Below are 26,249 nucleotides of genomic sequence, written 5' to 3' on the forward strand. Positions count from 1 at the left end.
CGGCGCCCGCACCCGGGCGCCGGCCGTTATTTTCAGTCGTCGATCTCGTAGACGACGAGAACCGAGCTCGACAGGTTCAATTCGCCCGGCGCGACCGGCACGTCGGCGGATTTCGCGAAGGCCTCGGCCCCCATCGGCATCGGCGGCATCTGGCCGCCCTGTTCGCCGATCCGCACCACCCGGCCGAGCTTCACGCCGGCCGCCTCGGCATAAAGCGCCGCCTTGCGGGCCGCGTCCGCCACCGCAAGCCGCCGCGCCTCGTCGAGCGCCGCCTGATCGTCCTGCAACCCGAAGCTCAGCCCGTTGAGCGTGTTGGCGCCTTCCGACACCACCGCGTCGAGCACGCCGCCGAGCGTGTCGAGCGCCCGGACCCGCACCGTCACCATGTTCGAGGCGACATAGCCCGCGAGCTTCGGCGCCCCGCCGGAACCGTCGTAATCGTAGCGCGGCCCGAGCGAGAGGCCGGTGGTCTGCAGGTCGCGGTCTTCGGTTCCCGCCCCCCGCAGCTTGCCGATCACCGCCGCGACGGCTTCGGAATTGGCCGCCATCGCCTCGGCCGCCGTCGCCGCCTCGCTGGTGACGCCGAGCGAGACCGTCGCCATGTCCGGCGCCGCCTCGACCCGGCCCTCGCCGGTCACCGAGATCGTGGCCGGCGTGACCTCGTCCGCCGCCGCCGGCAGTGCCAGCGCGAGAACGGTGACGAAAACACTGAGAAAACGCATAAAACCCTCCATGTGGTGCGTTCGATCATCGGAGCTTTGACGCCGCTCGCAAGTCGATCCTTGGCGGTTCGCCTTTCCATGCGCGAAAATCTGCTTTAGGAGGGGGACCAACCCACTGGCGGCTTTGGTGAAGACCGCGAACATGCTACCTGCCCCGTAATGAATCCACGTTTCGCGCTCAACCTCGGTCACGACAGCGTCAGCCTTCTCGGCCGTGTGCCGGACGGCTGGTCCGAACTCGGCCGTGCCGGGTTCGACGATCCCGATCTTGAGCGGACGCTCGCGGACCTGCGCGCGCAGGCCGAGGCGATGGCGCCGGAGGGGTTCACGACCAAGCTCATCCTGCCGGCTTCCCAGATCCTCTACACCGAGGTGGAGACCCAGGGCTCCGATACGGCGAACTGCCGGGAGCGGATCGCCGCCGCGCTAGAGGGCCGAACGCCCTACCCGGTCGCGGAACTCGTGTTCGACTGGTCCGGCGACGGCCCCGAAGTTCAGGTCGCCGTGGTGGCGCGGCTGACGCTCGACGAAGCCGAGGATTTTGCCGCGACGCACGGGTTCAACCCGGTCTCCTTCGTGACGGTCCCCGAACCTGGCCAGTTCGCGGGCGAGCCGTTCTTCGGCACGACCCGCGCCGCCGCCGAGCTGCTGCCCGATGGCGACCGGCCCGCGCGCGACGGCAAGCCGGTGCGGATCATCCCGCTTCCCGAGATCACAGCGGAACCCGCTCAAGAAGCCGAAGCCGGAAAGTCCGACGCGCCGGGACCCGAGGGCGACGAGGTCCTCGATGACGCGGAGGCCGGAGAGCCGCCCGCCGAAGCGGACGCGGAGAAGGGCGCGGCCGATGCCGCTGGTGACGCGGACCGCGCCGAGACGGAAGAGGAGGCGCCCGCCGACGACGCGTCGGACGCGGTGGAGGCGGAAGACGTCCTCGCCGCCGATGAGGCGGACCCTGACGAGACCGAGACGGAGGCGACCGCCAACGACGCGTCGGACGAGGCTGAGGACGAAGACGTCCTTGCCGCCGACGCCGACCACGACGGGACCGAACCTGACACGCCCGCCGACGATGCGCCGGACGAGGTTGAGGTCGAAGACGTCCTCGCGGCCGATGACGCGGACCGCGACGAGACCGAGGCGGAGGCGCCCGCCGCGGACGCACAGGACGAGGTGGAGGACGCGGGCGTTCTCGCCGCCGAAATCATCGACGACGCGGGTGGCGAGGAGGAGGAAGTGGCCCTCGCCGTGGCCGCCCCGAACATCACCGCCGGCGCCCTTCCCGACGACGGCGATCTGCCGGAGGCCGCCGCGGACCGTGCCGCCAAACCCGAGGAGGATCTGCCGGGCGACTTCGCCGCGTCGCTCGGCCCTGAGCCCGATGCCGCCGAGGCGCCCTTCATCGCCGTCGAGGACCTGCCCGACCTCGAGGGTGCTGACGCCGCTCCGGCCGGCCCCGCTGCGCAGCTGTCGCGTATCCGGTTCCATCTCGCCGAGGCCTCCGATCCCGATCCCCGCCTTATCGCGCGGCGCTCCGAAGCGGCGGCCGACGGGCATGGCGTGACCGCGCCGGGGCTCGCGGTTCCGCAAAACCATGCAGCGCGGAGCGGCAGCGCCCCCGCCGCAACGGCCGCGCCCGCCGCTCGCCGCGCCCGGAATGCGCTGGGTCCGGCGAAACCCGCGCCCGGCGCCGCAGCGGACGAAGGGCGCGCCTTCGGTGTCTGGAGCGGGGATCGTGCACCGTCGACAGCCCGGCTTCGGATCGGCATTATCCTCGCCGCCGCCGCGCTGATCCTGATCACCGCGATCGCGCTCTGGTCGCTGTGGTTCGGCTCCGGCGGTGAGACCCTGGGCGCCGCGCCCGCCCCCGCCACCACGACGGAGACCGCGGGCCTTGCGGAAGTGCCCCCGCCGCAGGTTCCGGCCGAGGCGGACGCGCCGACGCCTTCGCTCGACGCTGGAACCGCCGAAGCTGACCTGGCGCCGGAACTTGCCGCGACCGCCCCGACCGAAGACCCGGCGGAAACCACCGAGCCGGCCGGGATCGCGGCCCCCTTTCCCGTAGCCGACGGCACGGCGGAACCGAAAGCGGTTCCGGAACCTGCCGCCGACGCGCCAGGCGCACCGGCGATCGCCGAGACAGCACCCGGCCCGGACGTCGCGCCGGCGACCCCGCTGGCCGCCCCCGACACCACCACCGCCGACACCGCCCCGGCATTGCAGCCGCTGCCGCCGCCCTTCGGGACCGAGTACGACCTCATGCCCGACGGCTCGATCCGGCCCACCGAGGACGGTGTGGTGACGCCCGGCGGCTTCACGCTCGTCGCCGGCAAGCCGCCGCAAACCCCGGCGTCCCGGCCCGAAGCGGTCGCCGCCGCCTTCGCCGCGCGCGACGCCGACGCCGCGGCCGCCGCTCCGGAAGCGGAGGCGGCAACGGGCGCGATCGACGCGCCGTTGCCCGCGCCCGTCGACCCGGCCCATGCCGCGCGCAAGCCGCGCGCCGTTCCCGAGGCGGTGATCGCTCGCGCGGCGGAGACCGAGGCTGCGGCCCAGGCGGAAGCCAAGGCTCTGGCGAGCGCGAGCCGCCTCGCGGTCGCCTCGTCGCAACGCCCGGCCGAAAAGCCCTCGGGCTTCGCCAAGGCGGTCGATGCCGCGATCGCCAGCGCCGTCGCCGAGAGCGTCGCCACCGCCCCGCCGCCCGCGCCCGAGCTGGTTGCGGCCCCCGAACCCGTAGCCGCGCCTGCGCCGGCCGCGCCCGAACCCGCCGCCACCGCGAGCACCGAGGAAATCGACGAGCCCGAGCCGGTCGAGGCAGTGCCGAACATGCCGACATCGGTGACGGTCGCCCGTCAGGCCACGGTGAAGAACGCCATCAACCTGAAAGACATGAACCTGATCGGGGTCTACGGCTCCTCGGCCAGTCGCCGCGCGCTGGTCCGGATGCCGAACGGGCGCTACATCAAGGTCAAGGTCGGTGACCGGCTCGACGGCGGCCAGGTCGCGGCGATCGGCGACAGCGAGCTGGCCTATGTCAAGAAGGGCAAGACCCACGTCCTGAAGATCCTCAAGGGCGGCTGACGGAAAAGGGCGCGAACCTCGCGGCCGCGCCCCCCCTCCCCCCTGCGGGACTGCCGGTTTACCCGGCCTTCAACACCCCGCGCGCGATCTGGTCGGCCTCGATCGATTCGAAGAGCGCCTTGAAGTTGCCCTCGCCGAAGCCGTCGTCGCCCTTGCGCTGGATGAATTCGAAGAAGATCGGTCCGATCACCGTCTTCGAGAAGATCTGCAACAGGATCCGCGTCTCGCCGCCATCGACCACGCCCTCGCCGTCGATCAGGATGCCGTGCTTCTCCATCCGGTCGAGCGGCTCCTCGTGGTCGGTCACGCGATCGCGGCTCATCTCGTAGTAGGACATCGGCGGCTTCGGCATGAAGCGCAGGCCGCGCGCGTGAATCGCGTCGGTCGCGCCGTAGATATCCTCGGTGCCGACCGCGATGTGCTGGATGCCCTCGCCCTTGTAGCGGCGCAGGTATTCGACGATCTGGCCCTTGTCGCTCCGGTCCTCGTTGATCGGGATGCGGATGCGGCCGCAGGGCGAGGTCAGCGCCCGCGAGTAGAGCCCGGTGAACTTGCCCTGGATGTCGAAGAAGCGGATCTCGCGGAAGTTGAAGAGATCGCCGTAGAACTTGAACCACTTGTCCATGTTGCCGCGGTGGACGTTGTGGGTGAGGTGGTCGAGATAGTAGAAGCCGACGCCTTCGGGCTTCGACTTCTGCAGCCAGTCGAACTCCTCGTTGTAGGGCGAGGTCTCGTAGTACTTGTCGATGAAGTAGATGAGCGAGCCGCCGATGCCCTTGATCGCCGGCACGTCCATCGTCTTGTCGTCGCCTTCGTAGGGCTCGGCGCCTTTCGCCACGGCGTGGTCGAAGGCGTTCTGCGCATCGACGACGCGCCAGCCCATCGCGGGCGCGCAGGGTCCGTGTTCCTCCACGAAGCGCGCGGCGAAGCTGCCCGGCTCGGCGTTCAGGATGTAGGTGATGTCGCCCTGCTGCCAGAGCTCGATATCCTTCGCCCGGTGCCGGGCCACCAGTTCATAGCCCATGCGGGCGAAAAGCTGCCGCAGCTCCTCCGGTTCGGGGTGGGCGAACTCGACGAATTCAAACCCGTCGGTGCCGGCGGGGTTCTGGTCCGAAATCACCGATTTCGGGGCGGAATGGGGAAAGGGACCCATGAGACATGCCTCCTGTGCGCGTTACCCTGAGAATACCGCACAGGAAACGCGCAATTTGCGCGAGTTTTGCCGCATTATCGCGTGTAAATGCGCGAACTTCGTGCGATAGTCCAAAATCATGCACGAATCCCGCATCATTCTCGACGAGGTCGATTCCCGGCTCCTTGCCGCGCTGCAACGCGACGCGCATCTGACCTCGCAAGAACTGGGCGAGGCCTTGAACCTGTCGCCGAGCCAGGCCGGACGCCGCCGCCAGCGGCTCGAGGCCGAGGGGCTGATCCAGGGCTATGCGGCGCGACTCGATCCCCTGAAGGTCGGGCTCTCGGTGCAGGCCTTCGTCCAGGTCCAGATGGTGCGGCACGGCGCGGAGACCACGGCGGCCTTCTCGCGGCTCGTCGCGACACAGCCCGAGATCACAAGTGCGTGGACCTTGACCGGGGAAGCGGATTATCTTCTCCGGGTCTATTGCGAAGACCTCGCGAGCCTGAACAGACTGATCCACCAGGTTCTGCTCGCCCACCCCGTGGTCGCACGCGTGCAAAGCCAGATCGTGATGGACCAGTTCAAACCCGACGCCCCTTTGCCGACCTGAAAGATTAGATGGAAGCCTTTCTGTTTCACGCCTCGATCTACCTGATCGCCGTTGTGCTCGCGGTGCCGATCGCCTCGCGGCTGGGCCTCGGGTCGGTGCTTGGCTATCTCGTCGCGGGGATCATCATCGGGCCGGTTCTGAACATGACCGGAACCGACACCAAGGATCTCCAGCATTTCGCCGAGTTCGGCGTGGTGATGATGCTGTTCCTGATCGGGCTCGAACTGGAGCCGCGGGCGCTCTGGGCGATGCGCGACCGACTCGTCGGGCTTGGCGGGCTGCAGATCGTGGTCACCGCGCTTGTCGTCACGCTCGGAGTGCTGGCGCTCGGCTATTCGTGGCGGATCGCGTTGACGCTCGGGGTGATCCTGTCGCTTTCCTCGACCGCGATCGTGCTTCAGACGCTGTCGGAAAAGCAGCTGATGCCGACGGCGGGGGGGCGCAGCGCCTTTTCGGTCCTGCTGATGCAGGACATCGCGGTGATCCCGATCCTCGCCTTCCTGCCGCTCCTGGCGCTGCCCGGCGCCCGCGCGCTCGCCAAGGCGCAGGCGGCCGAGACCCATGTCACCCTGCACTTCCTGCAGCAGCTGCCGCCCTGGGGCGTGACGCTCGTCACGCTCGGCGCGGTCGCAGCCACCGTTCTTGCGGGGCATTACCTCGTCCGACCGCTCTACGCCTATGTCCACCGCGCCCGGCTGAGAGAGGTCAATACCGCGCTCGCGCTGATGATCGTCGTCTCGATCGCGACGCTGATGCTGCTGGTCGGCCTTTCGCCGGCGCTCGGCGCCTTCCTTGCGGGCGTGGTCCTCGCCAACTCCGAGTTCAAGCACGAGCTCGAATCCGACATCGCGCCGTTCAAGGGCCTGCTGCTCGGCCTCTTCTTCATCACCGTCGGCGCCGGGATGGACTTCGACCTGTTCTTCAGCCAGCCCATCACGCTGCTCGGGCTCGCGCTCGCGCTGATGGTCGCCAAGGGGGCGGTGCTCTATGTCCTCGGCCGGCTCTTCAAGCTCAAGAGCCGCAACCAGTGGCTCTTCACGCTCGGCCTCGCCCAGGCCGGCGAATTCGGCTTCGTGCTCACCGCCTTCTCGGTCAAGCAGCGCATCCTGCCTGACTCGCTGGCGCAGTCGCTGCTTCTGGTGATCGCGCTCTCGATGTTCCTTACACCGCTGTTCTTCATCCTCCACGACGTCATCGCGAAGCGGATGAAGGACGAGGGCGCGGCGCATGAGGCCGACGAGATCGACGAACAGCAACCCATCATCATCGCCGGCGTCGGCCGCTTCGGCCAGGTGGTGAACCGGATGGTGACGATGTCGGGCTTCCGCACCACGGTGCTCGACCATGACCTCAAGGTGATCCAGCTTCTGCGCCAGTTTGGCTTCAAGGGCTATGTCGGCGACCCGACCCGGCCCGAGCTTCTGCGCGCGGCCGGGATCGGACAGGCACGGGTCCTGGTCGTCTGCCTCGACGACCGGGCCGCCGCGACGCGGCTCGTCGCCTATGTCCGCCGCCTGCGCGAGGATATCCACATCATCGCCCGCGCCCGCGACCGCGAGCATGTGTTCGAGCTCTACCGCGCCGGCGCCGACGACATCGTGCGCGAGTATTTCGACGGCGCGCTCCGCGTCGGACGCTATGTGCTGGAGAACGCCGGCCTGTCGGATTACGAGGCGCGCGAGCTCGAGAAGACCTTCTTCAAGCTCGACCGCGCCGCGGTGCGCGATCTCGCCGACCTCTGGAAGCCGGACCTGCCGACCGAGAAGAACGCGGCCTATATCGCCCGCGCCAAGCAGCTCAACCGCGAACTGGAGGCGGCGCTGCTCGCCCGCTATTCGCAGACCCGCAGCGAAAAGACCGAGACCCGCACCGACACCGCCGCCGAATAGGCGCAGGCAGGGCGCGCGCCGGCTTTCGACGGCATCGCGCCTTGTTGGCACCGGGTCACCCGTGCGTGGCTTCGCCCGCGAAGGCCGGGACGAACAGATACTTCACCTCGCGCTCCTCCATCAGCAGACGCGCGCGGCCCGCGTTCATGTCCGGTGTCGCCGCCGGGCGGGTGCAGAGGTGATACTCGCTCCCCACCGCCCGCACGATCCTGAGATCGCCGTGGTCGAGCTGCACGCCAAGGCTCTCGACATAGAAGCCGGCGGGATTCTCGCGGACATCGCCTGCACCTGCGATCTCGTTCTCGTGGTTCGGTCCGCACAGCTCATCGATGCGCGACGCCGCGGCTGCGGCGACGGCGGACGTGACGATCAGGATGGTCGTTGCTGCTGTCAGTCTCATCTTTCCCTCCGCTTTCATCGTCTTGCGCGCGTCGCCTCCCGCTACCGCTTCATTGGCCCGCGGCGGCCGATGCGCTAAGCTAGAAAGGCAGGGAGAGCGACGAAATGTCCCGAACGCGCGATGAAATTCCGGCGAAATCGCACGAAACCGTTCGCATCGGAAGCTTCAGATTTGGTCTGAAGTTAAAGGAATTACAGGATGTTGACGGCGCGCCGGTGCCTCTGCGCAGCCAGAGCGCCGAGGTGCTGGCGTTTCTGGCCGGCCAGCCCGGCGAGGTCATCTCGAAGGAGGCGCTGATCGCGGCCGTCTGGCCCGACACCTTCGTCACCGACGACAGCCTCGTGCAATGCATCGCCGACATCCGCCGCGCGCTAGACGATTCCGACCACCGGCTGGTGCAGACGCTGCCGAAGAAAGGCTACCGGCTGATCGCCGAACCGGCCGCAGCGGCGGCCGCCGACCTGCGCATCCCGCGCGTCTTGCCGCCGCCGCCGTGGCGCGCGGTCGCGGTCATGACCCTGGTCCTTCTCGCGGTGATCGCGTGGCAGGTCACCGGGCGGGCGAGCACGAAAGTCGCCGTCGCCGGGGACGCGCCGACCATCGCGGTGCTGGCCTTCGACGATTTCAGCGCGGGCGCGGACAGGGGCTTCCTGAGCGACGCCATCGCCGAGGGCATCATCACCGAACTCGCCCGCAGCCACACCTACGGCGTGATCGCGCGCAACTCGAGCTTCCGGTACCGCGAAGCCCCCGCCGACATCCGCCGGATCGCCAACGAACTCGGCGTCGACTATGTGCTGGAGGGGAGCCAGCAGAAGGACGGCGACCGGCTGAAGGTCACGGCGCAGCTGATCGACGCGGCGAACGGCCGTCACATCTGGTCGAACAGCTACAACCGCGAGATCGGCGACCTCTTCACCGTGCAGGACGAGATCATCCGAACCCTCGCCGACCGCGTCGGGCAACGGATCGAACGCCCGGTTCCGGGCCGCGACCCGGCCGGGGTCAGCGCGTTGCACTACCTGCTCCAGGGCATCCAGACGGTGCGCAGCGACTTCTCGGCGGAGTCGAACGCGACCCTTCGGCGGCTGGCGACGCGAGCCGTCGGGGTCGATCCCGATGCGCCCTACGGCCATATTGGCCTCGCCTGGGCGGAGCGGCACGACGCCGTCTTCGGCTGGAACGGCGCGGACCGGCACGCGGCGCTGGAGCGCGGCCTGCGCCACGCGGAACGGGCCATCGACCTTGCCCCCGACAACGCCGAGACCCACTACGCCCGCGCCCGGATCCTGAGCGAGCTCATGCGGCACGACGAGGCGGCGGCCAGCTTCGACAAGGCCATCGAGCTCAATCCCAGCGACTCGGATGTCCTCGTCGGCAGCACCGATGCGCTGCTCTATGTGGGTCGGACCGACGAGGCCATCGCGCGGATCGAGCGGGCGAAGGGCATCGACCCGTTCCACAAGGACTGGTTCCACTGGCAGATGGGCTGGGCGCTTTGGGAAAAGGGCGATTGCGACGGCGCGCTCGCGGCCATGCGGAAGATGCGGAAGATCTTCAAGGGCGCGCACCGGATGCTCGCGGGCATCCATGCCTGCCTCGGCGAGGACGAGAAGGCGCAGGCCGCCTACCGGGTGTTCTATGCCGATTCCGCCGAACCGACGATCGCCGAGCAGCGCGCCGAATGGCAGGATGTCTGGACCGCGCCGGGTAGTCTCGACCGCTGGCTCGAGCACATGCGCATTGCAGGCATGCGCGACTAGGCGCCGGGGCGGTCCCGCTTACTCCGCGGGCTGTTCCTTCGGCTCGAGGCGGCCGAACCAGTCGAGATCGCGCAGCGTCACCATCCCCGACAGGATCACCGAGGCGATCACCGACCAGAGCACGGCAGCGACCAGCGTCGTCACGAGGGCCTTGCGCTTGAGGTTCACCTCAACCGGTGCGCCCGGCGGCGTGCCGGGCACGACCCTGCCGGCATCGGCCTGGCTGTTCGGCCGGATCTGGAGCGCGATGAAGAACACCATGAACCAGATGACGGCGAACAGCACGATGCCGCCGGTGAGGTTCATCAGACCTGCTCCAGCTCGACAAGGCAGCCGTTGAAGTCCTTCGGATGCAGGAACAGCACCGGCTTGCCATGGGCGCCGATCTTCGGCTCGCCCGTGCCGAGCACCCGCGCGCCCTGCGCCTTGAGCCGGTCGCGGGCGGCGAGGATGTCCTCGACCTCGTAGCAGATGTGATGGATGCCGCCCGAGGGGTTCTTCTCGAGGAAACCGGCGATCGGGGAGTTGTCACCGAGGGGGTAGAGCAGCTCGATCTTGGTGTTCGGCAGCTCGATGAAGACCACGGTCACGCCGTGATCGGGCTCGTCCTGCGGTGCGCCGACCCTGGCGCCGAGCGTGTCTCGGTACTGCGCCGATGCCGCCTCGAGGTCGGGCACGGCGATGGCGACATGGTTCAGGCGTCCGATCATGGGCTGTCCTCCAGGGATGAGCGTCCCGTGCTTTATGCGGCGCTGCGGCGCGGCACGCAAGCACCAGCTTCGGTGCGGGCTTTACCGTCCGTTAGGCAATCGCTGCCTTACTCCGAGGGGATTCGCGCCCGCGCGGAAAGGAAAGTGCAGATGGCCGACGACCTGTCCGATTTCATCGCCGCGAGCGGAGCCCCGGCCGGGCGCCCGCTTCAGGGGCTGACCGTGCTTCTGGTTGAAGACAGCCGCTTTGCCTGCGAGGCGATGCGGCTCATGTGCCAGCGGTCCGGCGCCCGGCTCCGGCGCGCAGACTGCCTGCGCTCGGCCCGGCGCCACCTGCAGGCCTACCGGCCGACGGTGGCGATCGTCGATCTCGGGCTGCCGGACGGCTCGGGACTGGAACTCATCCGCGACATTGCGGCGATGTGCCCGCGGGTTCCGGCGCTGCTCGGCACCAGCGGCGAATGCGGCGCCGAGGGCGCGGCCCGCGCTGCCGGGGCGGACGGGTTCCTCGCCAAGCCGGTCGAGAGCCTCGCGGCCTTCCAGCGGACGGTCCTCGCAGCGTTGCCTGCCAGTGCCGGCATCGCCCGGGCGTCGCGGGGGCCGGAGGACCGCATCGCCCCCGATCCGCTCGCCTTGCGCGACGACCTCGCGCGGGCCGCCGAGCTTCTGGGCCGGGCCAGCGACGCCGCCACGCTCGACTATGTCGCACAGTTCCTTTCCGGCCTCGCGCGCTCGGCCCGTGACGCGCCCCTGCAGGCCGCGGCCGAGGCGCTGGCGCGGGACGGGCTCACCGGATTGCGGAGCCGTGCCCCGGTGAACCGCGTCAGCACCCTCGTCCGCGACCGGCTCACGGCAAGCGCCCGGTTCTGAGCCCCGCGCCGGCGGTGGCCGCGCTCAACCCACCGCGCCCGCGCGATCGGGATCGTCCGCGACCAGAAGCGGCCGGGTCAGCGCCGAGAGGCTTTCGCGCTGGCGGCCGTCGGCGTCGAAATTCTCCGGCCGGAGCCAGTGCTCGAAGGCCGCCCTCAGCGCCGGCCAGTCCTTGTCGATCGCCGCGAACCACGCGGTGTCGCGGTTGCGGCCCTTGACCACGGTGGCCTGCCGGAACACGCCCTCGAAGCTCAGCCCCAGCCGCTCCGCCGCCCGCCGCGACGGCCGGTTCAGCGCGTCGCATTTCCATTCGTAGCGGCGATAGCCGGCGTCGAAGGCCCAGCCCATCATCAGGTACATCGCCTCGGTCGCCGCCCGGCTGCCCTGCAAAACGGGGGCGAGGTTGATGTGCCCGACCTCGATCGATCCCGCCGCCGGGTCGATCCTGAGATAGCTCGCGACGCCGCCCGCGCGTCCCGTCTCACGGTCGAGAAGCGTGTAGAAGCAGGGATCCTCGCGCCCCGCCATCCCGGCGGCCCAGTCGCGATAGGCCGCCTCCTCGGCGAAGGGACCGTAGGGCAGAAAGTCCCAGATCCGGTCGTCCGCTCGATTCGCGGCGAAAAGCGCCGCCGCGTGGCGATCCGGGTCGAGCCGCTCGAGCCGCACCCAGCGCCCCTCCAGAACCTCGCGATCCGGCCGTCGCGGCGGCGTCCAGTCCGGCACCGGCTCTCTCAGGTTCCGCTGTTCCGCCATCCGCTCCTCCGCCGTTGCGCTCCGCAGTCTAGGTCCTGAAACGCGGGGCGCAACGGGCGTCGCCGCCTCCTGCAGGACATCCGACGGCCACAACCCGGCCCCACAGATTCCCCATTCCTGCCGCATTTGCCGCCAAGATGGGTGGGAGAGCCTGCTGCCCAGGGGAATGCACCGCCATGAAGGATCGGTTCTTGCGGATCGCAAACAAAGAAAAACTCACGCGCGCCGCTCATGCGACGGTGTTCGGCACCGGGCTCCTTTCGTTGACAATTTCGATTTCCGCCAGCGCCGCATCGGCGTTCTGACACGTTCCTTTTGTATCCACCCTCACGGGAAAGCCGCGCCCTATCAGGCGCGGCTTTCTCGTCATCGGGCAGCCGAAGGTCAACCGGCGCTCTTCAACACAGCGCGCGCTCCATCGCCGCCCAGTCGCCCATCCGCCAGTCGGGTCCGACCACAGCAGCGAAAAGCCCGTCGAAGGCCTCCTGCGGCATCGCCTGCCGCATCCCGCTGACCATGCCGACCCGTTCGGAGGGCGAGGCGGCGCCGAGCATGACCTTGAGGAACGCCGCCATCTTCTCCGGCGCGATGGCTGACACGATGGAATGCTCGATCCCCTTGATCTCGGCGCCCGAGAAATTCGCGGCGATGAGCGGCATCAACTCGGTCTCCTCCTCGTGCATATGCGTGAGGTCATCGGCCACGAAGAGCGCGAAGCGCTGATAGAGCCGGCGCAGCCGCGCCGCCCGGTCCGAACCGGCCTGAGCCACCTCCTCGGCCATCCGCCGCAAGTCCGCGAAGGCTTCCAGATGGTGGTCGTGGTCCTCGCCGGCATGGTCCGAGCCGCCGGGAAGCCGCGCCTCGACGGCGGCGTGGATCTTCTGGTTCTCGTGCGTCAGGTGCGCAAGGCTCAGGTCGAGATGCGCCGACAACCGCCCGAGCGTCTCCAGCAGCGCCGGCTCGTCCGCCGCGTCGGCCTGACCGAGCGCAATCAGCATGCGCGCATTGGCAAGCCTTATGCCCTTGTGGACCGCATAGTAGAGGTCGGTCTTCGTTTCCGTCTCAAATCCCGTATCGGCGTTCATGTCTTTCTCTCCATTGGCAGTTTCCGGACGCGCCGGAGGTCAATGGCAAGCCGGATACGCCGCTTTCCTTTTCCGATAAACGGGGGCAATCTGGTTTCAGTCTCCGCTTTTTCCGGACAATTCATGGATCACCTGCGCGCGATGCGGCTGTTCCTGAGGGTGGCCGAGCTCGGCAGCCTGTCAGCGGCCTCCACCGATCTCGGCTATGCGCGTGGCGCCGCCTCGACGATCGTGGCGGAGCTCGAGCGCCATCTCGGCGTCCAGCTTCTCGAACGCACCACGCGGCGGATGCGGCTGACCGAGGATGGCGCCCGCTATCTCGACCGCGCCCGCCGGATCCTCGCCGAGGTTGAGGAGCTTGAGGACGACATCGGCGCCGCCGAACGGTCTCCGAGGGGACGCCTCTGCGTCCAGATGCCGCCGGGCATTGCGCGGATCATCGTCGCGCCCGCCCTGCCGGGCTTTCTCGCCGCCCATCCCGAGATGGAGCTCGAGATCCTGGTGCGGAGCGACATGCCGGATTTCGTCGGCATGCGGCTGGACGCCGCCGTGATCCTCGGGCCGCCGCCCGAGCGCGACGTCGTGGCGCGGCCAGTGACCCGTCTGCCAATGATCACAGTCGCCGCGCCGGCCTATCTCGAACGTGCCGGGGTTCCGAAGCATCCCGACGATCTCGCGCGCCACGCCTGCCTGCCCCGGCTGCCGCGCGACGCTACGCCGTCGCCGCCCTGGCATTTCCGCATCGGCGGGCGCGACGTCACGATACCGGTCCGCGGCCCGCTGCTCTTCGATTCGGTCGAACCGGCGATCGCGGCAGCGCGCCACGGCGCGGGACTGCTGCAACTGGCGAGCTACCTCGTCTACAGCGACATCCGCGCTGGTCGGCTGGTCACCGTTCTCGACGCCTTCCGCCCGGCGGGCCTGCCAGTCCACATCGTGCACCCGCGCCACCGGCTGAAGCCGCGCAAGCTGCGTGTCTTCGAGGATTTCCTGATCGGGCTCGACCGCGGTTTCCGGCGCCAGTGGAACATCCGCGACACCGGCGCGGCGCCGGTCACTCCTTCGGAGTGACCCGCAGCCGCAGCTCGCGCATCTGCTGGTTGGTGGGCTCGGAGGGCGCGCCCATCATCAGGTCCTCGGCCCGCTGGTTCATCGGGAACATGATGACCTCGCGGATGTTCTGCTCGTCGGCGAGCAGCATCACGATCCGGTCGATCCCGGCCGCACAGCCGCCATGCGGCGGGGCGCCGAACTTGAACGCCTTGACCATGCCGCCGAAGCGGTTCTCGACCTCTTCCTTCGGATAGCCCGCAAGCGCGAATGCGCGGAACATGATCTCCGGCCGGTGGTTCCGGATCGCGCCCGAGACGATCTCGTAGCCGTTGCAGGCGAGGTCGTACTGGTAGCCCAGAACCTTCAGGGGATCGCCGTCGAGCGCCTCCATGCCACCCTGCGGCATCGAGAACGGGTTGTGGCTGAAGTCGATCTTCCCGGTCTCGGGATCCTTTTCGTACATCGGGAAATCGACGATCCATGCAAAACGGAAGGCGTTTTGCTCGGTCAGGCCCAGCTCGCGGCCGATCTCGGTGCGCGCCCGGCCCGCGACCGCCTCGAACTGCGCCGGATGGCCGCCGAGGAAGAAGACCGCGTCGCCCTTGCCGAGGCCGAGCTGGCGGCGGATCGCCTCGGTCCGCTCGGGGCCGATGTTCTTGGCGACCGGACCGGCCGCCTCCAGCCCCGAGCCGTCCTCGGCCTCGCGCCAGAAGATGTAGCCCATGCCCGGCAGGCCTTCCTTCTGGGCAAACGCATTCATCCGATCGCAGAACTTGCGGCTGCCGCCACCCGGCGCCGGGATCGCGCGGATCTCGGTGCCTTCCTGCTCCAGAAGCTTGGCAAAGATCGCGAAGCCGGAACCGGCGAAATGCTCGGAAACGCGGGCCATCTTGATCGGGTTGCGGAGGTCCGGCTTGTCGGTGCCGTACCAGAGTGCGCTGTCGGCATAGGAGATGCGCGGCCAGACCGCGTCGACCTTGTGACCGCCGCCGAACTCCTCGAAGACGCCCTGGATCACCGGCTGGATCGCGGCGAAGACATCCTCCTGCTCGACGAAGGACATCTCAAGGTCAAGCTGGTAGAAATCGGTGGGCGAACGGTCGGCGCGCGGGTCCTCGTCGCGGAAGCAGGGCGCGATCTGGAAGTAGCGGTCGAAGCCCGCCACCATGATCAACTGCTTGAACTGCTGCGGCGCCTGCGGCAGCGCGTAGAACTTGCCCGGATGAAGCCGCGACGGCACGAGGAAGTCGCGCGCCCCCTCGGGCGAGGAGGCGGTGATGATCGGGGTCTGGAACTCGGTGAAGCCCGAACCCCACATCCGGTCGCGCATCGACTTCACCACGCGGCTGCGCAGCATCATGTTGCGGTGCAGCTTTTCCCGGCGCAGGTCGAGGAAGCGGTAGGTGAGCCGCGTCTCCTCGGGATACTCCTGATCGCCGAACACGAGAAGCGGCAGCTCCTCGGCCGGCCCCAGCACCTCGAGGTCGGTGACATAGACCTCGATCTCGCCGGTCGGGATCTTGGAGTTCACGAGGCTCGCGTCCCGCGCCTTGACGCGGCCGTCGACGCGGACGACGGTCTCGGCCTTGAGCTTCTCGATCGCCTTGAACGCCGGGCTGTCACTGTCGGCCAGCACCTGGGTCATGCCGTAATGGTCGCGCAGGTCGATGAAGAGGACGCCGCCGTGATCTCGCACCCGGTGCACCCAGCCCGACAGCCGCACGGTTTCCCCGGCATGGGCCTTGTTGAGTTCGGCGCAGGTATGGCTGCGATACGCGTGCATTTGATCTGCCCTTTGGGTGTTGCGGATATTCGACGCCGATACACCCGCCCGGAGCAGTGAAGTCAAGGGCGCGCGGCCGAGGAAGCACCTGCTGCGCCCTTGAGAGCACGGCGGCAGGACCCTGCCGGTGCGGGCGCGGCGTGGCGGGGAGGTTCGCAAGACCAACCTCTCATGCTATAGGATTCCGGCTTCCGAGGCTGCGCGGGCGCGCGCCGCTGCCGTGGCGCTGGCCGCCCGATCGGCCCTTGCGCCGCGAGCCGTCTTGACTATAACCCCGTCCAATTTGCGCGAAGGGGACCGCCATGCCGAAAAGAACCGATATCAAGTCCATCATGATCATCGGAGCCGGCCCCATCGTCATTGGCCAGGCCTGCGAGTTCGACTATTCCGGCGCCCAGGCCTGCAAGGCCCTGCGCGAGGAAGGCTACCGGGTCATCCTGGTGAACTCCAACCCCGCGACGATCATGACCGATCCCGGCATGGCCGACGCCACCTATATCGAGCCGATCACCCCCGAGATCGTCGCCAAGATCATCGAGAAGGAACGCCCCGACGCGCTCCTGCCGACGATGGGTGGACAGACCGGCCTCAACACCTCGCTGGCGCTCGCCGACATGGGCGTGCTCGACAAGTTCAATGTCGAGCTGATCGGCGCCAACCGGCAAGCGATTGAAATGGCGGAGGATCGCAAGCTCTTCCGCGAGGCGATGGACCGGATCGGGCTGGAGAATCCGAAGGCGACCATCATCGCGGCGCCGAAGAAAGAGAACGGCAAGTACGACGTCAACGCCGGCGTCGCCGAGGCGATGGACGCGCTCGAAGACATCGGCCTGCCGGCGATCATCCGCCCCGCCTTCACATTGGGCGGCACCGGCGGCGGCGTCGCCTACAACCGCGACGACTACGAACGCATCTGCCGCTCGGGCCTCGATGCCTCGCCGGTGGCGCAGATCCTCGTCGACGAGAGTCTTCTGGGCTGGAAGGAATACGAGATGGAGGTTGTCCGCGACAAGGCGGACAACGCCATCATCGTCTGCTCGATCGAGAACGTCGACCCGATGGGCGTGCACACCGGCGATTCGATCACCGTCGCCCCGGCGCTGACGCTGACCGACAAGGAATACCAGATCATGCGCAACGGCTCGATCGCCGTGCTGCGCGAGATCGGGGTCGAGACCGGCGGCTCGAACGTCCAGTGGGCGATCAATCCCAAGGACGGCCGCATGGTCGTGATCGAGATGAACCCGCGCGTCTCGCGCTCCTCGGCGCTGGCGTCGAAGGCCACCGGCTTCCCGATCGCCAAGATCGCGGCGAAACTTGCCGTCGGCTACACGCTCGACGAACTCGACAACGACATCACCAAGGTGACCCCGGCCTCGTTCGAGCCGACCATCGACTATGTCGTGACCAAGATCCCGCGCTTCGCCTTCGAGAAGTTCCCCGGCTCCAGGCCCGAGCTCACCACCGCGATGAAGTCGGTGGGCGAGGCGATGGCGATCGGCCGCACGATCCATGAATCGCTCCAGAAGGCGCTCGCCTCGATGGAGACCGGCCTCACCGGCTTTGACGAGATCAAGATCGAGGGCGTCACGTGGACGGAGAAACGTGGTTACAAATACACCGAATACGATCAATTTCTCGCCGACCAGGAGCAACGAAGGCGATTTGAGAAAGACAACAAGACCGCCATCGCTGCCGCGCTTTCTGCTCAAACACCCGACCGCATGAGGATCATCGCCCAGGCCATGCGCTACGGCTTCAGTGATGACGATATTCAAGCACACACCGCCTTCGATCCCTGGTTCCTCGCCCGGATCCGCGAGATCGTCGAGGAAGAGGCGCAAATCCGCAAAGATGGCCTGCCCGTCACCGCCGATGGCCTGCGCCGCCTCAAGATGATGGGCTTCACCGATGCCCGGCTGGCGAAACTCACCGGCCGGGACGAAGACCAGGTCCGCCGCGCCCGCCAACGGCTCGGCGTCACCGCCGTCTTCAAGCGCATCGACACCTGCGGCGCCGAGTTCGAGGCGCAGACGCCCTACATGTATTCCACCTATGAGGCCCCCGCGATGGGCGACGTGGAATGCGAGGCGCGGCCGAGCAATGCGAAAAAGGTCGTCATCCTCGGCGGCGGCCCGAACCGGATCGGTCAAGGCATCGAGTTCGACTACTGCTGTTGCCACGCCTGCTTCGCGCTGACCGAGGCGGGCTACGAGACGATCATGATCAACTGCAACCCGGAGACCGTGTCGACCGACTACGACACCTCCGACCGGCTGTACTTTGAACCCCTGACCCTCGAACACGTCCTCGAAATCCTCCGCGTCGAGCAGGAGGCGGGCACGCTTCACGGCGTCATCGTCCAGTTCGGCGGCCAGACGCCCTTGAAGCTCGCCAATGCGCTCGAGGCCGAGGGCATCCCGATCCTCGGCACCACGCCGGATGCGATCGACCTCGCCGAGGACCGCGAGCGGTTTCAGAAGCTGCTGAACGACCTCGACCTCAAGCAGCCGGTGAACGGTATCGCCTCGTCCGACGAGCAGGCCGTCGCCATCGCCGAGCGCGTCGGCTTCCCGCTGGTGATCCGCCCCTCCTATGTCCTCGGCGGCCGCGCGATGGAGATCGTGCGCGACATGGACCACCTCAAGCGCTACATCACCCACGCCGTCGACGTCTCGGGCAAGAACCCGGTGCTGCTCGACAGCTACCTCACCGGCGCCATCGAGGTCGATGTCGACGCGCTCTCGGATGGCGAGACCGTCCATGTCGCGGGCATCATGGAGCATATCGAGGAGGCCGGCGTCCATTCGGGCGACAGCGCCTGCTGCCTGCCGCCCCATAACCTCACCGCCGAAACGGTCGAGGAACTGAAGCGCCAGACCGTCGCGATGGCGCTCGCCCTGAAGGTCAAGGGCCTGATGAACGTCCAGTTCGCGATCAAGGACGGCACGATCTACGTCCTCGAAGTGAACCCCCGCGCGAGCCGCACCGTGCCCTTCGTCGCCAAGGCCACCGACAGCGCCATTGCCTCCATCGCCGCCCGCCTCATGGCCGGCGAGCCGATGGCGAACTTCCCGATGCGCGACCCCTACCCCGAGGGCGTCGGCCCCGACACCGACCTGCCCTATGCCGATCCGCTGACGCTCGCGAACCCGATCACGCCCTGGTACTCGGTGAAGGAGGCGGTGATGCCCTTCGCCCGCTTCCCCGGCGTCGACACCATCCTCGGGCCCGAGATGCGCTCCACCGGCGAGGTCATGGGCTGGGACCGCAGCTTCGCGCTCGCCTTCCTCAAGGCCCAGCTCGGCGCCGGCACGAACCTGCCGGAAGCCGGCCGCGTCTTCATCTCGATCAAGGACATGGACAAGACCCCCGAGATGGCCGCCGCCGCCCGTGACCTCGCGGGGCTCGGCTTCGAGATCATCGCCACCCGCGGCACCGCCGCCTTCCTGGCCGAGAACGGGATCGCCTCAGAGACCGTGAACAAGGTCTACGAGGGGCGGCAGGAGGGCAAGCTCCACATCGTCGACCGGTTGAAGAACGGCGAGGTGGCGCTTCTCTTCAACACGACCGAAGGGCAGCAGGCCATCGAGGACAGCCGCTCGATCCGCGCGGTCGCGCTCTACGACAAGATCCCCTATTACACGACCGCCGCCGGCTCGATCTCGGCCGTGCAGGCGATCAAGGCCCGCGGCGAAGGGATCGGGGTCCGGACGCTGCAGGGGTGAGACGCGCCTGGACGACCTTCCGGTGGAAGGTCGTCAGCGTCGAACGCCCGATCCGCAAGGATCGGGCCGGAACTGCCGGACACGACGGCCTTCCCCCGCGGCTCACCGCGGCGGGAGCCACATGGTCCACCGCGTGACTTCGCGGAACCCCATGCGCTCGTAGACCGGCCGTCCCATCGACGACGCCTGCAAGACCGCGACCACGCATCCGTGCTCGCGCCGGCCCGCGTCCATCGCATGGGCGGTCATCGCGCGGCCGAGCCCCCGTCCCCGGTGCGACGCGAGGGTGCAGACGTTGTAGATGCCCGCACAGGCCACGCCCGCGCCGGTCGAAACCGCGTAGAGCGCGGTCGCGACCGGGACGCCGTCGCACCGGCCGACGAAGAAGCCGAACCGCGCGTCGAGGATCGCCGGGTGGCAGACCGGTTCGAAACAGCCGAACGGCGTCTCGAAGGCTTGCGCGACGATCTCGAAATGGCATCTGAGGCCATCGATCCCGGTGACCCGTTCGACCACCAGCCCGTCGAGCCTCTCGGGGCCGGGAATCTCGTCGAGCACCATGAACGGCACATCGAAGCCATAGCGAAACCCCTGCCCCTTGAGCGCCGGCTCCGCGATCGGCGCATCCGGCACGCGGGTCGCGATCGTCCAGGCAGGAGAGCCGTGCTGGCCGTGAAACGCCGACGCCTGCCGCAGGAAGCGCTCGACGGGCACGGAGGGTTCACGCAGGATCGAGGGGTTGAAGGTCGCGATGTCTGCGCCGCAGTGGATGTGCAGCGCCCCCTCCAGATCGAGGCCCACCCCGGTCGGCAGAGTCTCCGTCATCCCGGAAAAGGTCGAGAAGTAGTTGTCCTCGGCGATCTTGATGCGCGGGCGCATGGCGGCACGAAACCTGATCCGGATCGTATCGAGGCTACACGACGTGGTGGTCGCCGCGCAACGGGCGAACGCATGCCGCGGCGCCGCTGCCCGGCCTTACCCTCCGACCGCGATCTTGCCCCGCGCGACCTCCAGCCGGCGCTTCTCGGCATGGACCTCGCCCTGCGGGCGCCACTTGTAGCGCGGGTCCGCCAGCGTCGGCGACCAGAAGAGCTTGCCGCCGTTCCGCCAGGGGTCGAGAACCATGCCGTCGTAGATCGTCCCGCCCGGCAGGCTCACCAGCGCCGTCGAATGGTCGATGCCGAGGAAGTCCGGCGTCGCGATGGCGCGCTGGACCTCCAGCGTGCGGAAATTCTCCTGCTTCAGCCGCTTTTCCATGTCCTCGGCCCAGTGCCAGCAGAGCCCGCGCGGCCGCAGCCCCATGTTGACCTTGGTGTTGTGGACGAGCGGCGGGTCGGTGATCTCGTATTCGACCGCGAGGTGCTGCGACCAGGAATAGGCGATCTCGGCGGCCCGCGCCGCCTCCTCGGGATCGACCTCGGGCCCGAGCGCCCGGATCCCCGCGGCCAGCTTCGCGACCTCCGCGCCGCCGCCCGCACCCGGCGCCGCGGCGCAGCCCGCAACGAAAAGGAGCGCCACCAGCGACATCAGAACCGCAAACGTCTTCATCCGCCTCACCGCCCCCCGAATGGTCCGTTTTCCCGCCCGCCACGGGAGGGACGGGCCGCGCGCCTTATGTCTCGCGAAGGCCCGCCATGCAAGCGCCGGAGCCATCCCCGGCGGAGTTTCGCGAGGCCCGGTGTTTCCCTGCCCGACTCGCCCGGCCGATGCTACCATCGCCCGGCAGTCCCTCGGAGTGATGGCCATGCGTGCGCTTCTCTATACCCTCCCCCTGCTCCTCGCCACCGCCGCGACCGCCGACGAGACCACCGGCACGATCCTCGCCTTCGACCGCGTCGACCGGGTCATCGTGCTCGAAGACAAGACGGTGTGGCAGTTCGACGAGAAGACCGAACTCGCGCCCGACCTCGTTGCCGGCGACACGGTCAGGATCATCTATACCGGCGCGGCCGACAGCGGCATCGGTCCGATCGCCTCGATCCTGCGCGCGGACGGATAGCCGGCCGACCCGGATCCCGCGGGACAATCGGAACTTGTGCGCCCGGTTGCCGCAACCTCTTGAAATCCGGGGAACCCTTACCAGATTCAGCAACGTGCCGGCACGTCAACGATGCGCCGGCCTTACGGTCCTGCCGCGGCGGGACACCGTCGCGGCTGACCGCTCAGAGGAGGGGTAAGCAATGACAAACTTCATGAAGAAATCCACTGGCACCTGGCAGGACTGGATCTGCCTCCTGCTCGGCGCCTGGCTGCTTCTGTCGCCGTGGATCCTCGGATTCACCGCGTTGGCACCGGCATTCTGGAACGCGCTCCTGTTCGGCGCGATCATCGTCGGCATCGCCATCGCCGCAATCGTCGAGTTCCACGATTGGGAGGACTGGGTGGACATGGCGATCGGGCTCTGGCTCATCGTCTCGCCCTGGGTGCTCGGCTTCGCCGCGATGACGGCCGCAGACGGCCTGGTGACGGGCAACTTCGTCGCAACCGGCCTCGCGACGCTGCTTCTCGCGGCCTGGTCGCTGCGCGATCACCACGGCGGCACCTGGTTCGCCTGACCGCCGGGCGCGTGCGCATTCGCCGCCCGGACGCGAGGCGCGCGCGCCACAGAGGAGGATTTTCCACAACTCCGCGGTTTGCGGGAGCGGATTGCGGTGGCAGGGTTCCCATCATGGATAACTTTTCCGGCAAAAACACCGTTATGGCCCGTTTCACGACATCGCTTCTCATCGCGACACTCGTCGCCGCAGCCGGCACCGCTTCGGCCGAAAGCCGGGGAAGCTGGCTGATCTCCGGCGGCATGCTCAACGACACGACCGCTCTCGTCGGCTCCCGCAACCATTGGTCGGTAGACTACCTGCCTGACGGAGAGCTGTTTTGGGGGCTGCAGCCGCTCTACGGCCTCGGCGCCTTCGGCGACGGCGGCGCCTATCTCACCGCCGGTCTGCGCAAGGACTTCCATTGGGGAAGAATCACGCTGACCCCGCACACCGGCACCGCCCTGTTCGAGAGCGGCCAGAGCGGCACCTTCATCGATGACGAGACCATCCAGTTCCGCACCGGGCTCGACATCAGCCTGCCGTTGAACGAGCGGCTCGCCGTCTCGCTCGGCTATTTCCACATGTCGAATGCCGGGCTGAACAAGGCCTCGGCCGATGCGGACACGTTCCGGCTCGGCCTGAGGATCCACTACTGACGGCGGGCCTCAGCCGAGTGCCTCGACGACCTCGTACATCACCGGCTCGAACCGCGAGCAAAGCGCCGAGATCCGGCGGTTGCGCTCGCGCATCTCGGGGCTGCGCAGCATCGCCTGGAAGTCCTTGCGGTCGCGCCATTGCGAGTAGTTGGCGATCCGGGTCTGGGCGTCGTTCATGTGCAGCCCGGCGCCGATGAAGCCGGGCTGGTGACGTATGAACTCCTGATAGGCGTTGGTGAGCTCGTCCATCAGATCCTGCGCCGTCCCGGGCGTCATCTCGAATGTCGTGATCACGGTCTGCCCCGTGAATTCCTTGTCAATCGTCGGCATTGCCTCACTCCGTTACGGGCGCGTTCGGATCAACTATCGCGCCCGGCCGGGCGGCTGTAAACCGCGATCAGAAATCGAAAAGCTCCGACAGGAAGCTCTCGCGCTTCTTCTTGTGGTAGCGCCGGTCGTCATCGTCGTCGCGGTAGCGCCGGTCCTCGTCGCGCGCAACCTGGCGTTGGGGTTCGCTAAGCGCCACCGCGGGCGCGGCGGCGACGACGGTACGGTCGATGATCTTGTCGAGCTCGCCCCGGTCCAGCCAGACTCCCCGGCAGTTCGGGCAATAGTCAATCTCGACCCCTGAGCGCTCGGTCATGGTCAGGGTCGTGGTGCAGGCGGGACATTTCATCGGGCGGTGCCTTTCCTCGCGTGTTGGATCCCGACCGATATGGGGCCGCGCGCCGCCGATGCAAGTCAGGCCTCCAGAAGCCCCATCACCTCGTCGGCGAAAGCCTCGACCTCTTCCCGCGCCGCCTTCTGCCCGGACTCGACCGCGCCGAGGCCGAGGCCCAGCGTCTCGGCATAGACGACCCGGTTGGCGATCCGAGACGCCGCGACGCCCGCGGTCAGCTCCTCGGCCGCCCGCGCCACGTCCTCGCAGAGCCGGGTGCCGGCGCGGGTGCGGTTGAGCACCAGCCAGGCGCGCTTGTGCTCGCGCGCGGCGAGGTCGAGGACACCGTCCGTGGCCCAGAGATCGACATGCGAGGAGGCGACCGGCACCAGCACCAGATCGGCCTCGCGCAAGGCGGGCCTGAGGTCGGCATCGACCTTCGGCGGCGTGTCGACGATGACGAGATCGACGTCACGCTTCAGCTTCTCGCATTCGTAGGACACGCCCCAGGCCGAGGAGGTGGAGAACTCCAGCCCTGCCTCGCCGAGCCTTTCGCGCCGGGTCATGAACCAGCGCCCGAGCGAGCCCTGCGGATCGGTGTCGAGAAGCGCCACCGTCATCCCCCGCCGGATCGCGGCGGTGGCGAGGTTGACCGCGAGCGTGGTCTTGCCCGACCCGCCCTTCTGCTGCACGACCGCGATGACCTTGCCTGTCATTCCGTCCCCCGAACGTGTCGTTCTTGCTGCGCCGCAGCGTAACGCCCTTCTCGGGGGATTGCACGTGCGGAATCGTCGCGGTCAGGCGGCGTTCACTTCACCTTCAACACGATCTTGCCGATATGGCCGGAGCTTTCGATCCGCCGGTGCGCCTCGGCAGCCTCGGCGAGCGGGTATTCCGAATCCATCACCACGCGCACCCGCCCGGCCTCGATCAGCGGCCAGACATGAGCGCGCAGGTCCTCAGCGATCCGCGCCTTCGCGAGGTCGCTCTGCGGGCGCAGGGTCGAGCCGGTGATCGTCAGCCGCCGGGTCATCAACTGGGCGAAGTTCAGTTCCACCTTCGGCCCGGAGAGGAAGGCGATCTGCACCAGCCGCCCGTCATCGGCCAGGGCCTTGACATTGCGCGGGATGTAGTCGCCGCCGACCATATCGAGGATCAGGTCGGCCCCGCCCGCCGCGCGCACCGCTTCGACGAAATCCGCCTCGCGGTAGTTGACCGCGCGCTCGGCGCCCAATTCCTCGCAGACCGTGCACTTCTCCGCCGATCCGGCCGTGGTGAAGACCCGCGCGCCGAGCGCGGAGGCGATCTGGATCGCCGTCGTGCCGATGCCGGAGGAGCCGCCGTGGACGAGGAACACCTCGCCCGCCTTCAGCCCGCCACGCTGGAAGACGTTCGACCAGACCGTGTAGCAGGTCTCGGGCAGGCAGGCCGCCTCGCGCAGTTCCATGCCGGCCGGCACCGGCAGCGCGTGGGCGGCAGGCGTCACGACGTACTCGGCATAGCCGCCGCCCGGCAGGAGCGCGCAGACCGCGTCGCCGACCTTCCAGCCCGCGACGTCCGGCCCGAGGGCCGCCACGCGTCCCGAAGCCTCCAGCCCCGGCAGCGGCGAGGCCGAGGGTGGCGGCGCATAGGCGCCCGCGCGCTGCAGGGCGTCGGGCCGGTTCACGCCGGCCCAGGCGACCTCGATCAGGATCTGCCCCGGCCCCGGCACCGGCACCGGCGCCTCGATCAGCTGCAGCACCTCCGGCCCGCCCGGCTTCGAAATCTCGACCGCCCGCATCGTCTTCGGCAGCGTCATGTCCTCTCCCCTTCCCCGACCCGTCCCGGCAGGTCGCGCGGTGCGCCGTCCGGCCGCTTGATCCGCCCCAGCGCCTTCAGCGGCCCCGCGAGTGCGGCGCCGAGCACCGGCATCTCGCGTACCCGCGCCTTGAACTTCTCGAACCGCATCACGTCCTCGACCCGGCGGTCGAGGAACTCCCAGCTCGCCCCGTGGCCCTCGCTCTCGTCGCCGAGCCAGTAGAGCACCACCGCCGAATAGACCGCGCCAAGCGTCGCGCGCTTCGAATACCAGTTGATGTCGTCCGACGTGTCGCCGAGCGCATGCCAGATTGCGTCCGCCGTGCCCCAGATGAGCGCCGCCCCCTCCGCCGCGTGCTGCGGCAGCGCGAAGAGCGCGGCCCCACGCCGCACCGCCTCGCGGTCGGCGGCCTCGAGCCTCAGCCGCACCGCCAGCGCCACCCGCTCGCGGATCTTGAGCCCGGTCAGATCGGTCGCCATGTAAGCCGCCGCCATGAGCCGGTCGCCGCGCCGGTGATAGGCGGCGGCGAGGTCCAGCGCCCCGCGCGGGCAGACCACCCGCGCCAGGTCCACGCCGATCCCCGAATCCTCCGCTGCGGCACGGAAGGTCATCTCCGACCAGCCGTCGAAGGCGACATGGCAAAGTGCCGCGTCCAGAAGCCGGTCTGGCGCCGATCCAATATCCAAGCCGTTGTTTTCCATGCGCTCCGCCCCCGATCGCCTTCCCATAGACAAAACCGGAGGGCTTTGCTATAGGGGCGCTTCCTGCAACCGATTGCAACTCTAACTTAGGAAGGTGGTGACAACCACATGCAGGTCAGCGTTCGCGACAACAACGTCGAACAGGCGCTTCGTGCTCTGAAGAAGAAACTTCAGCGCGAGGGGGTGTTCCGCGAGATGAAGCTCAAGCAGCATTTCGAGAAACCCTCCGTCAAGAAAGCGCGCGAGAAGGCTGAGGCCGTTCGCCGTGCCCGTAAACTGGCGCGCAAGAAGGCCCAGCGCGAAGGCGCTCTCTGAGGCGACTG

The 26,249-nt window shown here is 68.3% G+C and carries 27 protein-coding genes; 12 read left to right on the forward strand and 15 right to left on the reverse strand.

The genetic code is table 11. From position 1 onward, the window contains the following. Positions 1–32 precede the first annotated feature (32 nt). Complete coding sequence (locus OEZ60_RS13670; protein WP_263337172.1) at positions 33–722, reverse strand: SIMPL domain-containing protein; 690 nt, start codon at positions 720–722, stop codon at positions 33–35. Positions 723–881: 159 nt separating this feature from the next. Between OEZ60_RS13670 and OEZ60_RS13675 the strand changes: the two genes are divergently transcribed. Further along, a complete protein-coding gene (locus OEZ60_RS13675; RefSeq protein ID WP_263337174.1) occupies positions 882–3,797 on the forward strand; it encodes a hypothetical protein in 2,916 nt (971 codons plus the stop codon). Between the two features lie 58 nt (positions 3,798–3,855). Here the strand turns inward: OEZ60_RS13675 and hppD are convergent, their stop codons facing one another. Further along, positions 3,856–4,950 (reverse strand): 4-hydroxyphenylpyruvate dioxygenase, encoded by a 1,095-nt coding sequence (gene hppD, locus OEZ60_RS13680; RefSeq protein ID WP_263337176.1) that lies wholly within the window; start codon positions 4,948–4,950, stop codon positions 3,856–3,858. A 136-nt stretch (positions 4,951–5,086) separates the two neighbouring features. Between hppD and OEZ60_RS13685 the strand changes: the two genes are divergently transcribed. Beyond that, a complete protein-coding gene (locus OEZ60_RS13685; protein ID WP_263337383.1) occupies positions 5,087–5,542 on the forward strand; it encodes an Lrp/AsnC family transcriptional regulator in 456 nt (151 codons plus the stop codon). Between the two features lie 8 nt (positions 5,543–5,550). Further along, complete coding sequence (locus OEZ60_RS13690) at positions 5,551–7,431, forward strand: monovalent cation:proton antiporter-2 (CPA2) family protein (protein WP_263337180.1); 1,881 nt, start codon at positions 5,551–5,553, stop codon at positions 7,429–7,431. A gap of 55 nt (positions 7,432–7,486) precedes the next feature. On the opposite strand, the gene OEZ60_RS13695 is transcribed toward OEZ60_RS13690, so the two are convergent. After that, a complete protein-coding gene (locus tag OEZ60_RS13695) occupies positions 7,487–7,831 on the reverse strand; it encodes a hypothetical protein (RefSeq protein ID WP_263337183.1) in 345 nt (114 codons plus the stop codon). Between the two features lie 215 nt (positions 7,832–8,046). Between OEZ60_RS13695 and OEZ60_RS13700 the strand changes: the two genes are divergently transcribed. Next, the gene (locus tag OEZ60_RS13700) at positions 8,047–9,594 is read left to right on the forward strand and encodes a winged helix-turn-helix domain-containing tetratricopeptide repeat protein (RefSeq protein WP_263337188.1); all 1,548 of its coding nucleotides are present in this window, start codon (positions 8,047–8,049) and stop codon (positions 9,592–9,594) included. 18 nt (positions 9,595–9,612) lie between these two features. On the opposite strand, the gene OEZ60_RS13705 is transcribed toward OEZ60_RS13700, so the two are convergent. After that, on the reverse strand, positions 9,613–9,900 hold the full coding sequence (locus OEZ60_RS13705) for a DUF1467 family protein (protein WP_263337191.1): 288 nt from the start codon (positions 9,898–9,900) through the stop codon (positions 9,613–9,615). Continuing rightward, positions 9,900–10,304 carry a methylmalonyl-CoA epimerase gene (mce, locus tag OEZ60_RS13710; RefSeq protein ID WP_263337194.1) on the reverse strand — a complete coding sequence of 135 codons (405 nt, stop codon included), beginning with the start codon at positions 10,302–10,304 and terminating at the stop codon, positions 9,900–9,902. The genes OEZ60_RS13705 and mce overlap by 1 nt, the downstream gene beginning before the upstream one ends. 150 nt (positions 10,305–10,454) lie before the next feature. On the opposite strand from mce, the gene OEZ60_RS13715 reads away from it, so the two are divergent. After that, positions 10,455–11,174: a response regulator gene (locus OEZ60_RS13715; RefSeq protein ID WP_263337196.1), complete on the forward strand. Its 720-nt coding sequence runs from the start codon at positions 10,455–10,457 to the stop codon at positions 11,172–11,174. Between the two features lie 24 nt (positions 11,175–11,198). Here OEZ60_RS13715 and OEZ60_RS13720 read toward each other — a convergent pair whose 3' ends face one another. Next, positions 11,199–11,927 (reverse strand): GNAT family N-acetyltransferase, encoded by a 729-nt coding sequence (locus OEZ60_RS13720; protein ID WP_263337198.1) that lies wholly within the window; start codon positions 11,925–11,927, stop codon positions 11,199–11,201. Between the two features lie 176 nt (positions 11,928–12,103). On the opposite strand from OEZ60_RS13720, the gene OEZ60_RS13725 reads away from it, so the two are divergent. Next, on the forward strand, positions 12,104–12,232 hold the full coding sequence (locus OEZ60_RS13725) for a hypothetical protein (protein ID WP_263337200.1): 129 nt from the start codon (positions 12,104–12,106) through the stop codon (positions 12,230–12,232). A gap of 93 nt (positions 12,233–12,325) precedes the next feature. On the opposite strand, the gene OEZ60_RS13730 is transcribed toward OEZ60_RS13725, so the two are convergent. Next, positions 12,326–13,012, reverse strand: coding sequence for a hemerythrin domain-containing protein (locus tag OEZ60_RS13730; protein ID WP_263337202.1), 687 nt, complete (start codon positions 13,010–13,012; stop codon positions 12,326–12,328). Between the two features lie 123 nt (positions 13,013–13,135). On the opposite strand from OEZ60_RS13730, the gene OEZ60_RS13735 reads away from it, so the two are divergent. Further along, a complete protein-coding gene (locus OEZ60_RS13735) occupies positions 13,136–14,083 on the forward strand; it encodes a LysR family transcriptional regulator (RefSeq protein ID WP_263337204.1) in 948 nt (315 codons plus the stop codon). On the opposite strand, the gene aspS is transcribed toward OEZ60_RS13735, so the two are convergent. Then, on the reverse strand, positions 14,067–15,848 hold the full coding sequence (gene aspS / locus OEZ60_RS13740) for an aspartate--tRNA ligase (protein ID WP_263337207.1): 1,782 nt from the start codon (positions 15,846–15,848) through the stop codon (positions 14,067–14,069). The genes OEZ60_RS13735 and aspS overlap by 17 nt on opposite strands. A gap of 302 nt (positions 15,849–16,150) precedes the next feature. On the opposite strand from aspS, the gene carB reads away from it, so the two are divergent. Continuing rightward, positions 16,151–19,576: a carbamoyl-phosphate synthase large subunit gene (carB, locus tag OEZ60_RS13745; RefSeq protein WP_263337209.1), complete on the forward strand. Its 3,426-nt coding sequence runs from the start codon at positions 16,151–16,153 to the stop codon at positions 19,574–19,576. A 102-nt stretch (positions 19,577–19,678) separates the two neighbouring features. Here the strand turns inward: carB and OEZ60_RS13750 are convergent, their stop codons facing one another. Together OEZ60_RS13750 and OEZ60_RS13755 are read right to left on the reverse strand one after the other, a co-directional pair. Beyond that, positions 19,679–20,455, reverse strand: a complete 777-nt coding sequence (locus tag OEZ60_RS13750) for a GNAT family N-acetyltransferase (protein WP_263337212.1) — start codon at positions 20,453–20,455, stop codon at positions 19,679–19,681. A gap of 96 nt (positions 20,456–20,551) precedes the next feature. Next, complete coding sequence (locus OEZ60_RS13755) at positions 20,552–21,124, reverse strand: hypothetical protein (protein WP_263337215.1); 573 nt, start codon at positions 21,122–21,124, stop codon at positions 20,552–20,554. Between the two features lie 196 nt (positions 21,125–21,320). Here OEZ60_RS13755 and OEZ60_RS13760 point away from each other — a divergent pair, with 196 nt between their 5' ends. The 3 genes from OEZ60_RS13760 (at position 21,321) to OEZ60_RS13770 (ending at position 22,769) form a co-directional block, all read left to right on the forward strand. After that, on the forward strand, positions 21,321–21,575 hold the full coding sequence (locus tag OEZ60_RS13760) for a hypothetical protein (RefSeq protein ID WP_263337218.1): 255 nt from the start codon (positions 21,321–21,323) through the stop codon (positions 21,573–21,575). 181 nt (positions 21,576–21,756) lie between these two features. Beyond that, a complete protein-coding gene (locus tag OEZ60_RS13765; RefSeq protein WP_263337220.1) occupies positions 21,757–22,131 on the forward strand; it encodes an SPW repeat protein in 375 nt (124 codons plus the stop codon). 143 nt (positions 22,132–22,274) lie between these two features. Then, positions 22,275–22,769 (forward strand): acyloxyacyl hydrolase, encoded by a 495-nt coding sequence (locus OEZ60_RS13770; protein WP_263337222.1) that lies wholly within the window; start codon positions 22,275–22,277, stop codon positions 22,767–22,769. 9 nt (positions 22,770–22,778) lie between these two features. Here the strand turns inward: OEZ60_RS13770 and OEZ60_RS13775 are convergent, their stop codons facing one another. The 5 genes from OEZ60_RS13775 to OEZ60_RS13795 all read right to left on the reverse strand — a co-directional run bounded on the left by OEZ60_RS13775 (position 22,779) and on the right by OEZ60_RS13795 (position 25,926). Beyond that, positions 22,779–23,099, reverse strand: a complete 321-nt coding sequence (locus tag OEZ60_RS13775; RefSeq protein WP_263337225.1) for an antibiotic biosynthesis monooxygenase family protein — start codon at positions 23,097–23,099, stop codon at positions 22,779–22,781. A 67-nt stretch (positions 23,100–23,166) separates the two neighbouring features. Continuing rightward, the gene (locus OEZ60_RS13780; protein WP_263337228.1) at positions 23,167–23,445 is read right to left on the reverse strand and encodes a TFIIB-type zinc ribbon-containing protein; all 279 of its coding nucleotides are present in this window, start codon (positions 23,443–23,445) and stop codon (positions 23,167–23,169) included. Positions 23,446–23,510: 65 nt separating this feature from the next. Beyond that, on the reverse strand, positions 23,511–24,143 hold the full coding sequence (gene parA / locus OEZ60_RS13785; RefSeq protein WP_263337230.1) for a ParA family partition ATPase: 633 nt from the start codon (positions 24,141–24,143) through the stop codon (positions 23,511–23,513). Between the two features lie 92 nt (positions 24,144–24,235). Then, complete coding sequence (locus tag OEZ60_RS13790) at positions 24,236–25,225, reverse strand: NAD(P)H-quinone oxidoreductase (protein ID WP_263337232.1); 990 nt, start codon at positions 25,223–25,225, stop codon at positions 24,236–24,238. Beyond that, positions 25,222–25,926, reverse strand: coding sequence for a COQ9 family protein (locus OEZ60_RS13795; protein WP_263337235.1), 705 nt, complete (start codon positions 25,924–25,926; stop codon positions 25,222–25,224). Before OEZ60_RS13795 ends, OEZ60_RS13790 begins: the two co-directional genes overlap by 4 nt. A gap of 108 nt (positions 25,927–26,034) precedes the next feature. Here OEZ60_RS13795 and rpsU point away from each other — a divergent pair, with 108 nt between their 5' ends. Further along, the gene (gene rpsU / locus OEZ60_RS13800; RefSeq protein ID WP_011748553.1) at positions 26,035–26,241 is read left to right on the forward strand and encodes a 30S ribosomal protein S21; all 207 of its coding nucleotides are present in this window, start codon (positions 26,035–26,037) and stop codon (positions 26,239–26,241) included. The last annotated feature ends 8 nt before the right edge of the window (positions 26,242–26,249 follow it).

It is taken from the genome of Albidovulum salinarum (genome assembly GCF_025673475.1).
In the GTDB taxonomy this organism is placed as follows: Bacteria; Pseudomonadota; Alphaproteobacteria; order Rhodobacterales; family Rhodobacteraceae; genus Albidovulum; species Albidovulum salinarum.

Bases quoted from the DNA above. Each gene is read 5' to 3' on its own strand.
- mce (WP_263337194.1), bottom strand. From the start codon at position 10,304: ATGATCGGACGCCTGAACCATGTCGCCATCGCCGTGCCCGACCTCGAG.
- OEZ60_RS13755 (WP_263337215.1), bottom strand. From the start codon at position 21,124: ATGAAGACGTTTGCGGTTCTGATGTCGCTGGTGGCGCTCCTTTTCGTT.
- OEZ60_RS13725 (WP_263337200.1), top strand. From the start codon at position 12,104: ATGAAGGATCGGTTCTTGCGGATCGCAAACAAAGAAAAACTCACGCGC.
- OEZ60_RS13670 (WP_263337172.1), bottom strand. From the start codon at position 722: ATGCGTTTTCTCAGTGTTTTCGTCACCGTTCTCGCGCTGGCACTGCCG.
- OEZ60_RS13790 (WP_263337232.1), bottom strand. From the start codon at position 25,225: ATGACGCTGCCGAAGACGATGCGGGCGGTCGAGATTTCGAAGCCGGGC.
- OEZ60_RS13690 (WP_263337180.1), top strand. From the start codon at position 5,551: ATGGAAGCCTTTCTGTTTCACGCCTCGATCTACCTGATCGCCGTTGTG.
- OEZ60_RS13730 (WP_263337202.1), bottom strand. From the start codon at position 13,012: ATGAACGCCGATACGGGATTTGAGACGGAAACGAAGACCGACCTCTAC.
- OEZ60_RS13765 (WP_263337220.1), top strand. From the start codon at position 21,757: ATGACAAACTTCATGAAGAAATCCACTGGCACCTGGCAGGACTGGATC.
- OEZ60_RS13720 (WP_263337198.1), bottom strand. From the start codon at position 11,927: ATGGCGGAACAGCGGAACCTGAGAGAGCCGGTGCCGGACTGGACGCCG.
- OEZ60_RS13715 (WP_263337196.1), top strand. From the start codon at position 10,455: ATGGCCGACGACCTGTCCGATTTCATCGCCGCGAGCGGAGCCCCGGCC.
- OEZ60_RS13695 (WP_263337183.1), bottom strand. From the start codon at position 7,831: ATGAGACTGACAGCAGCAACGACCATCCTGATCGTCACGTCCGCCGTC.
- carB (WP_263337209.1), top strand. From the start codon at position 16,151: ATGCCGAAAAGAACCGATATCAAGTCCATCATGATCATCGGAGCCGGC.
- parA (WP_263337230.1), bottom strand. From the start codon at position 24,143: ATGACAGGCAAGGTCATCGCGGTCGTGCAGCAGAAGGGCGGGTCGGGC.
- OEZ60_RS13795 (WP_263337235.1), bottom strand. From the start codon at position 25,926: ATGGAAAACAACGGCTTGGATATTGGATCGGCGCCAGACCGGCTTCTG.
- OEZ60_RS13750 (WP_263337212.1), bottom strand. From the start codon at position 20,455: ATGCGCCCGCGCATCAAGATCGCCGAGGACAACTACTTCTCGACCTTT.
- aspS (WP_263337207.1), bottom strand. From the start codon at position 15,848: ATGCACGCGTATCGCAGCCATACCTGCGCCGAACTCAACAAGGCCCAT.
- OEZ60_RS13760 (WP_263337218.1), top strand. From the start codon at position 21,321: ATGCGTGCGCTTCTCTATACCCTCCCCCTGCTCCTCGCCACCGCCGCG.
- OEZ60_RS13705 (WP_263337191.1), bottom strand. From the start codon at position 9,900: ATGAACCTCACCGGCGGCATCGTGCTGTTCGCCGTCATCTGGTTCATG.
- OEZ60_RS13780 (WP_263337228.1), bottom strand. From the start codon at position 23,445: ATGAAATGTCCCGCCTGCACCACGACCCTGACCATGACCGAGCGCTCA.
- OEZ60_RS13675 (WP_263337174.1), top strand. From the start codon at position 882: ATGAATCCACGTTTCGCGCTCAACCTCGGTCACGACAGCGTCAGCCTT.
- OEZ60_RS13770 (WP_263337222.1), top strand. From the start codon at position 22,275: ATGGCCCGTTTCACGACATCGCTTCTCATCGCGACACTCGTCGCCGCA.
- OEZ60_RS13735 (WP_263337204.1), top strand. From the start codon at position 13,136: ATGGATCACCTGCGCGCGATGCGGCTGTTCCTGAGGGTGGCCGAGCTC.
- rpsU (WP_011748553.1), top strand. From the start codon at position 26,035: ATGCAGGTCAGCGTTCGCGACAACAACGTCGAACAGGCGCTTCGTGCT.
- hppD (WP_263337176.1), bottom strand. From the start codon at position 4,950: ATGGGTCCCTTTCCCCATTCCGCCCCGAAATCGGTGATTTCGGACCAG.
- OEZ60_RS13775 (WP_263337225.1), bottom strand. From the start codon at position 23,099: ATGCCGACGATTGACAAGGAATTCACGGGGCAGACCGTGATCACGACA.